The sequence below is a fragment of the Burkholderia sp. SIMBA_051 genome (assembly GCF_046534915.1).
Taxonomy (GTDB): domain Bacteria; phylum Pseudomonadota; class Gammaproteobacteria; order Burkholderiales; family Burkholderiaceae; genus Burkholderia; species Burkholderia ambifaria.
This window is the reverse complement of record NZ_JAWRXS010000005.1, coordinates 165,669-177,687: the sequence shown is the minus strand read 5'-3', so window position 1 is coordinate 177,687 and position 12,019 is coordinate 165,669. Positions and strand designations below refer to the sequence as shown.

Annotated in this window: 9 protein-coding genes; 4 read left to right on the top strand and 5 right to left on the bottom strand. The window is 66.5% G+C overall.

The genetic code is table 11. The features are described from left to right. Positions 1–24: 24 nt before the first annotated feature. Positions 25–699, top strand: coding sequence for a GntR family transcriptional regulator (locus SB771_RS13980; RefSeq protein ID WP_105831181.1), 675 nt, complete (start codon positions 25–27; stop codon positions 697–699). A gap of 52 nt (positions 700–751) precedes the next feature. Here SB771_RS13980 and SB771_RS13975 read toward each other — a convergent pair whose 3' ends face one another. The 4 genes from SB771_RS13975 to SB771_RS13960 all read right to left on the bottom strand — a co-directional run bounded on the left by SB771_RS13975 (position 752) and on the right by SB771_RS13960 (position 5,009). After that, a complete protein-coding gene (locus tag SB771_RS13975) occupies positions 752–1,150 on the bottom strand; it encodes an ectoine synthase (protein WP_175659105.1) in 399 nt (132 codons plus the stop codon). A gap of 66 nt (positions 1,151–1,216) precedes the next feature. Beyond that, positions 1,217–2,557, bottom strand: coding sequence for an amidase family protein (locus SB771_RS13970; protein WP_175659104.1), 1,341 nt, complete (start codon positions 2,555–2,557; stop codon positions 1,217–1,219). A 23-nt stretch (positions 2,558–2,580) separates the two neighbouring features. Further along, complete coding sequence (locus SB771_RS13965) at positions 2,581–4,083, bottom strand: amino acid ABC transporter permease/ATP-binding protein (protein ID WP_175659103.1); 1,503 nt, start codon at positions 4,081–4,083, stop codon at positions 2,581–2,583. Positions 4,084–4,166: 83 nt separating this feature from the next. After that, complete coding sequence (locus SB771_RS13960) at positions 4,167–5,009, bottom strand: ABC transporter substrate-binding protein (RefSeq protein ID WP_175659102.1); 843 nt, start codon at positions 5,007–5,009, stop codon at positions 4,167–4,169. Here SB771_RS13960 and SB771_RS13955 point away from each other — a divergent pair. Continuing rightward, a complete protein-coding gene (locus SB771_RS13955) occupies positions 5,008–5,145 on the top strand; it encodes a hypothetical protein (RefSeq protein ID WP_158380540.1) in 138 nt (45 codons plus the stop codon). The genes SB771_RS13960 and SB771_RS13955 overlap by 2 nt on opposite strands. Before the next feature lie 334 nt (positions 5,146–5,479). Here the strand turns inward: SB771_RS13955 and SB771_RS13950 are convergent, their stop codons facing one another. Next, complete coding sequence (locus SB771_RS13950) at positions 5,480–6,376, bottom strand: glutamate/aspartate ABC transporter substrate-binding protein (protein ID WP_105831185.1); 897 nt, start codon at positions 6,374–6,376, stop codon at positions 5,480–5,482. Positions 6,377–6,789: 413 nt separating this feature from the next. Between SB771_RS13950 and SB771_RS13945 the strand changes: the two genes are divergently transcribed. Next, complete coding sequence (locus tag SB771_RS13945; protein WP_175659101.1) at positions 6,790–8,457, top strand: S8 family peptidase; 1,668 nt, start codon at positions 6,790–6,792, stop codon at positions 8,455–8,457. A 730-nt stretch (positions 8,458–9,187) separates the two neighbouring features. Then, positions 9,188–11,959 carry a magnesium-translocating P-type ATPase gene (gene mgtA, locus SB771_RS13940; protein WP_175659100.1) on the top strand — a complete coding sequence of 924 codons (2,772 nt, stop codon included), beginning with the start codon at positions 9,188–9,190 and terminating at the stop codon, positions 11,957–11,959. Positions 11,960–12,019: the final 60 nt, after the last annotated feature.

Here is a 12,019-nt window from a genome sequence, read left to right as displayed (position 1 = left end):
ACGCCAGAGGAGCGAACGAAACGAATGGCAAGCGAAAAAGCGCGAGGACAGTCGGTCGCCGACCGGATCAGCCATCAACTGCGCGAACACATCATCAGCGGCAAGCTGCCGCCCGGCACCGCGCTGATCGAGATGGACCTCGCGGCCGAATACGACACATCGCGCAACTCGCTTCGCGAAGTCCTGCATCAGCTCGGTCGTGAAGGGCTCGTCACGTTCGTGCGGCACAAGGGCGTGGTCGTGCGCACGCTGAATCGCCAGGACGTGCGCGATCTCTACGTCGCGCGCCGCACGCTCGAACTGCATGCGTTGAACACGGCGGAACTCGCGCAGCCGGCGCTGCTCGAGAAAATGCAGAGCGCGATTCGCGCGGCCGAACGCGAGCTCGCCAAGGAAAACTGGCAGGCCGTCGGCACGCACAGCCTGCGATTCCACCAGCACATCGTCGCGCTGCAGAAGTCGGCGCTGCTCGACGAGTTCTTCCGGACCATCTCGGCACAGCTGCGCCTCGTCTTCGCCGCCGATCCCGACGAGAAGCGCGTGCAAACGCCCGACTGGATCCAGCGCGAATACCAGATCTACGACCTGCTCACGCAGAACCGTCGCAGCGAAGCCGTTACCGCCCTCGCGCGCTATCTCGACGATTCCGAGCGGATGCTCGTCGACGCGATCAAGCGCAGCCACCGCGAGGCGGCCTGAACCCGAACACGGTGCCGCCATTGCGCCGCATGAAGCGGCGCGTAACGGCCCGTCACGCTTGCTGTTCCGTCGGCAACGCGTAACTGCCGTCTTCCCGATGTGTCTCGAGCCCCGTCAACGGCGGGTTGAACACGCACACCAGATGCAGGTCGCCGCGCGTCGCGCGCAGGATATGCGGATCGTTCAGGTTCAGCGCATAGATCGTGCCGGGCGTGATCCGGTGCACGTCGCCGGTGGCCGTATCGACGACTTCCCCTTCCCCGGCCACGCAGTAGTTGGTCTCGAAGTGATTCTTGTAGTGCAGATGCAGTTCCGCGCCTTCATGCACTCGCGTCTCGTGGACGGAATAGCCGACGCCGTCCTGCTTCACGATCATGCGCTTGCTGTCCCAGCCCGGGCCGCGCGCGTGGCGTTCGGTATTGGCGATATCGGTCGATTTCACGACGATCATAAGCACCTCTGATGAGTAACGAGTAATGGTGAAAATGGCAAGGCGATCCCTGCCGCGGGAAACCTGTCATGTGGAATCGGTCAGCGCGCGCTCGACCATCGCCGCGACATCGAGCAGCCGCGCGTCTTCGTGTCGACGCCCGGTGATCAGCAAGCCGACGGGTTGCCAGTTGCGCAGGTCGCCCGGCACGCTGATGCTCGGCAGGTCGAGCCGGTTCGCGAATTCGGTCAGCCGGAACGCACGCGCGTTCTGCTCGAGGTACGCGGCTTCGTCGGCCAGATCGGCCACGCGCGGCGGCAACATCGACACCGTCGGCGTCAGCACCGCGTCCGCGTCGCCGAGTTCGGCGTGATACGTGTCGGCCAGTGCAGTCAGACGCAGCAGCGCCGCCGCGTAATCGTGCGCGCGCACCTGCTCGCCCGCGGCAATGCGCGCGCCGACCAGCGGATCGTAACGGTCGGCCGCCGTCGCCAGCCGCGCACGATGGAGCATGAACGCCTCGGCCGCGATGATGCCGCCCGCGCGGGCGACCGCGCCGGCCTCGGCCACGCAATCGAGCCGCGTGCGCCGGATGCGCGCGCCGTGCGCGGACAGTCGGGACAGCCACGCGTCGAATGCGCGTCCGACGACCGGATCCACGTCGTCGGTGGCGAATGGTTCGGGCACGACGAACTGCAGATCGCGGATCGTCGCCGGTCGTCGTCGCCGCGCATCGCGGCCGTGCAACGCGACGTCGGCCTGCCGGCAAAGCTCGACCGTCGCGGCCAGCAGGCCCGGCACGTCGAAGCTCGTCGACAGGAGCTGCATGCCGTCGCTTGCATAGCGCCCACGCGACGGCTTGAATCCGGTCACCCCGCAGAATGCGGCCGGAATGCGTGCCGACCCGCTCGTATCGGAACCCAGCGACAGGTCGCCCGCGCCGAGCGCCACCGACACCGCCGCGCCCGAACTCGATCCGCCGGCCACTCGCTCGCGCCGCACATCGAGCGGTGTCGTCGGCGTACCGTACGCATGATTCACACCGAGCGCGCCATACGCGAACTCGGTCATCGCCGTCTGCGCGACCAGCACCGCGCCGGCCCGGCGCAGCATCGACACCATCGCGGCGTCGGTGCGTGCCGGCGGCTCGTCGGCCAGTACACGCGAGCCGGCATGCGTGATCCACCCTTCGCAATCGAAACAGGCCTTCACCGTCAGCACGGCGCCGGCCAGCGGCGCATCAACCGCACCGCCGCGCAGCGCTGCATCCCATGCACGCGCGTCGGCAAGCGCGGCGGCGTCGCGCCGCGCGAGCCACGCGGTTCCGATGTCGCCGGGTGACGCATCGGCGCGTGCGAGACACGCGCTCAGCCGCTCCGCACACGAGCGTGCGTTCATGTCGCCCAGCCGAAAGCCCGTCGGGTCCATTCGTGCTCCGGTCCAGTCGTTCGTCATGCGATGTGTACGTGTTTCAGAAAATCCTTCACGCGCGTGTCGCCGCTGCCGCGAATCCGCTCCGGCGGCACGTCGTACAGGATGCGCCCGCTTTCCATGAACACGATCCGGTCGGAGACCTTGAACGCGAAGTTCATTTCGTGCGTCACGATGATCATCGTCATCCCTTCCTTCGCCAGCGTCTCGACGACCTTCAATACTTCGCCGACGAGCTCGGGATCGAGCGCGGAGGTCGGCTCGTCGAACAGCATGATCGACGGCCGCGTCGCGAGTGCGCGTGCGATGGCCACACGCTGCTGCTGGCCGCCGGAAAGCTGGTGCGGATACTTGTTCGCATGTTCGAGCATCCCGACCTTCGAGAGCAGCGACAGCGCCTGCAGCCGGATCGCCGCCGCATCGGCCTGCCGGTGATAGCACGGCGCCATCATCACGTTCTGCAGCGCGGTGCGGTGCGGGAACAGGTTGAAGCTCTGGAACACCATGCCGATATCGAGGATGCGCTCGTGCGACACGCGCGGCGGATGCGAACCCGACGCGCGGATGAACGGCTCGCCGTACAGGTCGATCTCGCCCGCGTTCACCGGCGCGAGCCCGTTGATGGTGCGGATCAACGACGTCTTGCCCGAGCCGGACGGGCCGATGATCGATACGACCTGCCCCGGCACGACGTCGAGATGAATGTCCTTCAACACTTCGTGGCGACCGTAGCGCTGCTGCACGCCTTTCAGGCGAAGCGCGAATTCGGCGTTCGCCCGCTGCCTCGGCGCGACGGCCGGCGCCGAAGGCGGCAACGCAAGATCGATGTCGTCGGCCTGGACGGGCGTGCGCCGACTGACGTCGAGGTGCCGCTCGAGATAGCCGAGCAGCCGGCTGAACACAGTCACGATCAACACGTAGTAGAACGCGACGGCCAGCATCGTTTCGAACACGAGGAAATTCTGCGTGTACAGCCGCTGCCCGACGAGCAGGATCTCGGCCAGCGAAATCACCGACACCAGCGACGTGAGCTTCACGATCGTGATGAACTCGTTCGCGAGCGCGGGCAGCGCGATGCGGATCGCCTGCGGCATCACGATCAACCGCTGGATGCCGGCGAAGCGGATACCCAGCGCGCGGCCGGCCTCGAGTTGCCCGCGCGGCACCGACAGGATCCCGCCGCGATGGATTTCCGCGAAATACGCGGTCTCGCTCAGCACCATCGCGATCAGGCCTGCCGTGAACGGATCGGACAGCACCGCGCTGGTTGCGGGAAAGACTTGCGGCAGGTTGTAGATGAAGACCAGCAGCACGAGCAGCGGCAGGCTGCGGAAGAACCAGATGTAGACGGCCGCCGCCCGCTTCAGCAGCGGGCGGTGCGACTGTCTCGCGAGCGCCACCGGAAACCCGAGCAACACGCCGAGCAGCCATGCGACGACGCTGAGTTCGACGACCACGACGCAGGCGCGCCAGAAATCCTTGTCCCACAAGAGCTGAAACGCATAGTGCCAATCGAACTGCATCGATGACTCCTCAACCGCGGATGGAGATGCGGCCGCGCGGCGCGCGGTGGTCGGGTCGTGCTTGCTACAGCCTTGCTGCGTGCCTACTTCGCAGTACCGAGCGCATTGGCGACGTCGGCGGCCGTCGGCTCCTGCAACCCGTATTTCTTCACGAGGCTGCCGTACTCGCCGCTGCGCTTCGCATCGTTCAATGCGCGCTCGAGCGCACCCTGCAGGCCGCTATCGCCCTTCGTCATACCGAGGCCGATGACGATCGGATACAACAGCGTCGTCGAACTGATGTCGACACGCCCGTTCGTCTGTTTCGGAATCCCCTGCGCGACGGCCGCGTCCTCGATCTGGACATCGACCGCCTTCGACATCAGCGCCGACGTCGCTTCCGGCGACGTCGGGAACTCGAGGATCGCGATCTCGTCGCGCCCGGCCGCCTTGCACGTGTCCTGCGACACCGCACGCAGCTTCGGCGTCCACGACGCCCCCTTGATCGAGCCAACCCGCTTGCCGCACAGGTCCTGCGGCGTCTTCGGCAGGAACGCGCTGCCCTTCGCGACGAGCAGCGATGCGCCCGTCTTCAGGTACGGCACGAAATCGACCTGCTTCACGCGATCGGGCGTCACGTACAGCGCCGATGCAACGACGTCGAAACGGCGCGCCTTCATGCCGAGGATCAGGTCCGGAAACCGCGTGTCGAGGAACACCGGCTCCAGCTTCAGGTGACGTGCGAGCAGCCGCGCGAACTCGGCGTCGAAGCCGGCTGGCTTGCCGGCTTCGAGGTACGCGTAAGGCGGATACGTGAGGTCGGAGCCCACCAGCAAGGTGCCGGGCCGCACCGTCTGCAGCGGCGCCGCGGCCGCGAGCGAGCACGCGAATGCAAGCGGCACGAGCGCGCCGCGGAGGAAATGTCGAAGCGGGAAACGAGCGGACATGGCGAAGCTCCTGGGTTATTCGGCTCCCGCGCTGAAACGTCGCAACGCCTCCCGCGGGCCGCCGTATGCGGCTTTCCGGGATTTTCCGCCGAAAATTGTTGAACAATTTCGGCCGATTCTGACCAGTTCAAATTGAAATCTGAATTCGGGTTTACGCGGCAGACGACATCACCGGACGCGAGTCGGCACGCACACGCGCACCACGCGTCGGCACGAGCATGCGTTGGGGGAAGGAGGGAAAAGACCGGTGGAGACGGGCCCCGGATCGAGGCCCTTTGAAATGCGGCACGACACGCGCGACGCGTGCGGCGAGGGATCAGAGGACGGATTTCAGCATCCGGCGCGATGCGCACGGACCCCACTACGGCCGCAGGATGCGCGCCGCGACGCCGGCCCGCAGGCCGGACAGATTCGATCGTGCAGGGCCGAGCACGCTACGTGTCGGCCCGCACGCTAACTCGACATCCTGCTCAGTACTGCGCCTGATCCGTCGGATTCCTGAACAGCTGCTTCATCTCCGGCGACAGCGGATAGTTAAGGCTCACGCCCTTCGGCGGAATCGGCTGCATGAACCACTGGTCGTAGAGCTTCTCGGCCGCGCCGGAAGTCTGCAGCTTCGCGATCACGCCGTCGACCACGTGCTTGAACGCAGGATCGTCCTTGCGCATCATGCAGGCGTAGTTCTCATGGACGAGCGGCGTGCCCGCCACCGTGTACGCGCCCGGGTTGCGGTCCTTCGCGATCTCGCCGTACAGCAGCGGCTCGTCCATCACGAACGCGACCGCGCGCCCCGTCGTGACGTTCATGAACGCTTCGGCGTGGTCCTTCGCGCTGATGATCGTCATGTTCATCCCCTTCTCCTCGTTGAGCTTGCGCAGCAGGCGCTCGTCCGACGTGCCGGCCGTCGTCGCGACCGTCTTGCCGGCCAGGTCCGCGAAGTCCTTCACGCCCGAATCCTTGCGCGTGCTGAAACGGATCCCGTACAAGAAGATGCTGTTCGAGAATGCGGCCTGCTTCTGCCGCTCGAGCGTGTTGGTCGTCGACCCGCACTCGAAGTCGATCGTGCCGTTCTGCAGCAGCGGAATCCGGTTCTGCGACGTGATCGGAATTTCCTTCACCGTCAGGTTCGGCGCCTTCAGCTCCGCCTTGAGCGCGTCGATGATGCGCGCCGCGATGTCGCGCGAGTAGCCGATGTTCTTCTGCTGGTTGTCCGAATACGAGAACGGCACCGACGATTCGCGGATACCCAGCGACACGATGCCCGTGTCCTTGATCTTCTTCAGCGTGCCGGTGAGCGCCTGCGCGTGCGCGGTGCCTGCCAGTGCGCAGGTCAGCGCGACGGCCAGCCAACGGAAGCGGCGATCCATGCTTTTCTCCTGACGAAACGTTGATCGAATCGCGATCGTACGCCCGACAAAATTCGCGTCGCATCAGGGAAAGCGTAAGGAGCCGGCGCCCGCGGCAGCTGCATTTGCCGTGGCGCGCAAACGCGCGTCGCTCCGCGCTCGCGCCCGATCGGCGGCATGCGGTCGCGTCCTGCCTGCCGGCTCATGGCCATCCGACCCGCAATATTGCTGCAACGCAGCATCGCAATCGTTTGCGGTTATCTCACTTTTTCTCCTACAACGACTCAAGAAGCGCCCGCAGTAGCCGTTACCCAATCCATGGCGCGTCGCAGCAACCTCGCGGCAGACGTCAGACAAAAACGACATTGTCCGGTGTTCCTCCGGACCAGGTACGACCGCCGGCACGACGGTTATCTACGAGGATCGCTTCACCCATGAGAGCCACACGTTTCAATATCGCGCTGGCCCGCTCCGCTCACGCGCGCATGCTTGCCGGCATGCTCTCCGCCGCGGCCCTGCTTCCCCTCGCCGGCTGCGGCGGCGGTGGCGGCGACGGCAGCAAACCGTCTTCGTCCAATGAAGCGCCGGCCCCCGCGCCGTCGCCCGCTCCGACGCCGACTCCCGCACCCCCGACGACCCCGCCCGCCCCCAGCGGCGGCAACGCGTGCACGACGCAGCAGGCCGCCGCGCAGATGGCCGCCCAGACCACCGCACCGGCCGAGCCGCCGGTCGATCACCTGATCGTGAAGCTGAAGACGCTGACGGCAACGCGCGCGATGGCGGCCCTGGACACCGGCACGCGGCTCGACGCGGTGATCCAGCGCTCGATCACGCGATGGTCGGCGCCGACGGCGACGAGCGCCGCCCGTGCGTATGCCGCCGTGACGGCGTCGCAGGCATCGCTGAACGTGCAGGTCGAGCGGACGCTCTCGGATGGCGCGGCCGTGCTGTCGATCGGCCAGCGTATCGCGTCCGGCGACGCGGCGGCGCTCGCGCAGGCATTCGCGGCCGACGGCGACGTCGACTACGCGGAACCGGATCACCCGATGCGAATCCGCGACACGCCGAGCGACCCCTCATACAGCCAGCAGTGGTATCTGTCCGATGCGAGCGTCGGCATCAACACGCCGCCCGCGTGGACGCGCACCAAGGGTTCACCGACGGTCGTCACGGCCGTGCTCGATACCGGCTACCGCCCGCACCCCGACCTCGTCGGCAACCTGCTGCCCGGCTACAACTTCATCTCGAACATCAACACGAGCAACAACGGCCAGACGCGCGGCACCGATGCCACCGATCCGGGCGACTGGGTCACGCAACAGGAACTCGACGATGTCAACGGCCCGTACTATCACTGCGCAAGCGAACCGAGCACCAGCAGCTGGCACGGCACACGCGTGATGGGCGTGATCGGCGCGAACGCCAACAACGGAATCGGCGTCGCCGGCGTGTCGTGGCTCGGCCGGATCCTGCCGGTGCGCGTGCTCGGCAAGTGCGGCGGCAAGACGAGCGACATCGCCGACGCAATGCGCTGGGCGGCCGGCATTCCGGTCGTCGGCGTGGCGACCAACCCGAATCCCGCGAAGGTCATCAACCTGAGCCTGGGTGGTGTCGGCGCATGTAGCGCGACGTTCCAGCAGGCAATCGACGACGTGAACGCGAAGGGCGTGACCGTCGTCGTCGCCGCCGGCAACGACGGCCTGTCGACCGCGTTCGACCAGCCCGCGAACTGCCGCGGCGTGATCAGCGTCGGCGCGACCGACGCGACCGGCCGCCGCGCATCGTTCAGCAACTTCGGTTCCGACGTCGCGCTGAGCGCACCGGGCGTCAGCATCCTGTCGACGGCCAACGGCGGCACGACGACGCCGGGCGCGGACACGTACGGCACCGCGAGCGGCACGAGTCTCGCGACGCCGCAGGTATCGGGCATCGTCGGGCTGATGTTGTCGATGAACGGCAACCTCACGCCCACGCAGATCCAGCAGAAGCTGCAAGGCGGCGCGCGTGCGGCGATGCTGCCGACCAGCACGTCGTGCACCGCGCTGCCGGCGGGCGCCGGCATCGCCGATGCAGGTGCCGCCGTCATGGCTGCCATCCAGTAAGCCGCACGCTGCGTCGACGCGACCGCGCGCATGCATTGCCATGCGCGCGGTTTTTTCATGCGCGCAGCCGATCTCGTCGCGTTAAGTCGCGCTAACGTTCTGCAAGAATTGCCGGAAAATAAAGGGCGGAAAAAAGGTTGACGCTTCGCACGACGAGCCATTACCATCGCCCCGTCTGATTACATGGAGTGTTCTGTGAACACCGATGCGAGTTGTAGTTGGTCCTCGACCAACTTGACTGCTGCCTGAGGAAACCGCGCAGAGCCTCGTCTTCTGCCGCATCCCGGGAAGCAGGATGCGGCGTCCTTCCGGCCTGATTACCGGCCAGAATCCCCCGCCGAATTTTTTCGATATCGCCGAATGCCCGCGCCGCGTAACCGTACGCTGCCGCGCGTGTGTTCGTGCTGCGCGCCGCGCGAGCTGCGCGCGTGTTCCGTTCGCGTGCCATTGCGCCGCGCGCCTTCGTGCGTGCGCGGCTGCCGATCGCCCGCGCCCGCTACCCGCAACCGACAGGAGTGCAGATGAACTCGGACGACAGTAGTCGATTATCGCTCGCCGGTGCGCCGCTGCGCATCGATCCTCCGACCGCAACACTCCGCGCGCCGGCGAGCGTTCCCCTCTTTACTGATCCACACCCGATCGCGCCTGACGCGACGCGGCGGGGAGCGTTCGTGCGTCGATAACGTCACGGTCGCTCCCCGCCCGCCGCCTCGTGCGCAAGGAGCGACTCATGACACAACGCAAACCCACGCAAAAGAAACAGCGCGGCTTCATCAACGCCGGCCCCGGTCAGCAGAACGAACCGCGCGTCATGCGCGCCGCGCAGGAAGCGGCCCGCCCGCTCGAAGAAACCTTCAAGTCGCTGCGCACCAGCACGCGCGGCCTGACCTACGACCAGGCCGCCGATCGTCTTCAGCATCACGGTCCGAACGAAATCGCGCACGACAAGCCGCCGCACTGGACCCGCCAGCTGCTGCACGCGTTCCACAATCCGTTCGTCTATGTGCTGCTGGTGCTGGCCGCGATCAGCTTCTGCACCGACGTCTACTTCGCGGCGCCCGGCGAGCGCGACTACGTCGGCATGACGATCCTGCTGACGATGGTCACGATCAGCGCGCTGCTGCGCTTCGTGCAGGAATTCCGTTCGCTGCGTGCGGCGGAAAAGCTCAAGGCGATGGTCCGCACGACGGCGACCGTGCAGCGCGCGGTGACCGACACGTCCGAGCCCGCGCGCCGCGAGGTGCCGATGCGCGAAGTGGTGGTCGGCGACATCGTGCACCTGTCGGCCGGCGACATGATTCCCGCCGACGTGCGCCTGCTCGCGTCGCGCGACCTGTTCATCAGCCAGGCCGTGCTGACCGGCGAAGCGCTGCCGGTCGAGAAGTACGACACGCTCGGCGCGGTCGCCGGCAAGTCGGCGCACACGGGCATGGCCGGCGCGCCAGGCGCGGCGAACGACACGTCGACGTCGCTGCTCGATCTCGAAAATGTGTGCTTCATGGGCACCAACGTGGTAAGCGGCACCGCGACGGCCGTCGTCGTCGCGACCGGCGAGGACACCTACTTCGGTTCGCTCGCGCGCAACGTCGTGAGCCACAAGCGGATCGAGACGAGCTTCGATCGCGGCGTCGCGAGCGTGAGCTGGCTGCTGATCAAGTTCATGTTCGTGATGGTGCCGATCGTGTTCATGATCAACGGCCTGACCAAGGGCGACTGGCTGAGCGCGCTCACGTTCGCGCTCGCGGTGGCTGTCGGCCTCACGCCCGAGATGCTGCCGATGATCGTCAGCGCGAACCTCGCGCGCGGCGCGATCGCGATGGCGCGCCGCAAGGTCGTCGTGAAGCGGCTGAACTCCGTGCAGAACTTCGGCGCGATGGACGTGCTGTGCACCGACAAGACCGGCACGCTCACGCAGGACAAGATCATCCTCGAACACCATCTCGACCTGTCCGGCCACAAGAACGAGGACATCCTGCGGCTCGGCTGGCTGAACAGCTTCCATCAGAGCGGCCAGAAGAACCTGATCGACATCGCCGTGGTCGCACGCGCCGACGAGATCGGCGAGCGCGTGAAGCCGCAAGGCTACAAGAAGATCGACGAGCTGCCGTTCGATTTCGTGCGCCGCCGCCTGTCGGTCGTCGTCGAGGACACGCACGGCACGCACCAGCTGATCTGCAAGGGTGCGGTCGAGGAAATGCTCGCGGTGTCGACCCATGTGCAGGATGAGGACGGCGTGCGACCGCTCGACTTCGTCGCGCGCAAGCGGCTGCTCGAACAGGCGAACGCGTACAACGAGGACGGCTTCCGCGTGCTGGTGCTCGCGACGCGCACGATCCCGCGCGGCGACGAACGCGAGCAATACCGCACCGCCGACGAGCGCGACCTCGTCGTGCGCGGCTTCCTGACCTTCCTCGATCCGCCGAAGGAATCGGCCGCGCCGGCGCTCGCCGCGCTGCGCGAGAACGGTGTGTCGGTGAAGGTGCTGACGGGCGACAACCCGACCGTCACGATGAAGGTCTGCCGCCAGGTCGGCCTCCAGCCGGGCAAGCCGGTGCTCGGCGCCGAAATCGAGGCGCTCGACGACGCGACGCTCGCGCAGGTCGTCGAACGCACGACGGTGTTCGCGAAGCTCACGCCACTGCAGAAGGCGCGCATCGTGAAGGCTCTGCAGGCGAACGGCCACACGGTCGGCTTCCTCGGCGACGGCATCAACGACGCACCCGCGCTGCGCGACGCCGACGTCGGCATTTCGGTCGACAGCGGCGCCGACATCGCGAAGGAAACCGCCGACATCATCCTGCTCGAAAAGAGCCTGATGGTGCTCGAGGAAGGCGTGATCAAGGGCCGCGAGACGTTCGGCAACATCCTGAAGTACCTGAACATGACCGCCAGCTCGAACTTCGGCAACGTGTTCTCGGTGCTCGTCGCCAGCGCGTTCCTGCCGTGGGAGCCGATGCTCGCGACCCAGCTGCTGGTGCTGAACCTGATCTACGACACGTCGCAGATGCTGCTGCCGTGGGACCGGATGGATCCGGAGTTCCTGAAGAAGCCGCGCAAGTGGGAAGCCGGCAACATCAGCCGCTTCATGCTGTGGGTTGGCCCGACGTCGTCGGTGTTCGACATCACGACGTACATCCTGATGTGGACCGTGTTCGGCGCGGGTGCGATGTATCACCTGCACGGCGGCACGGGCGGCCAGGTCGTGATGAACTCGGGCTGGTTCATCGAGAGCCTCGTGTCGCAGACACTCGTCGTGCATCTGCTGCGCACGCAGAAGATCCCGTTCCTGCAGAGCACGGCCGCACTGCCGGTGCTGCTGTCGACATTCACCGCGATCGCCATCGGCTGCTGGCTGCCGTTCTCCCCGTTCGCAGATTCGCTCAGCTTCATGCACCTGCCGGGCACCTACTGGCTGTGGCTCGCGGCGACGATGGTCGGCTACATCCTGCTCGCGCAGATCGTCAAGACGATCTATGTGCGTCGCTACAAGCAGTGGTTCTGATTTCCTCCGGACGACGGCGTGCCGGCCCGCGCGGGGCCGGCCGCCGCCGACGCACCAAGG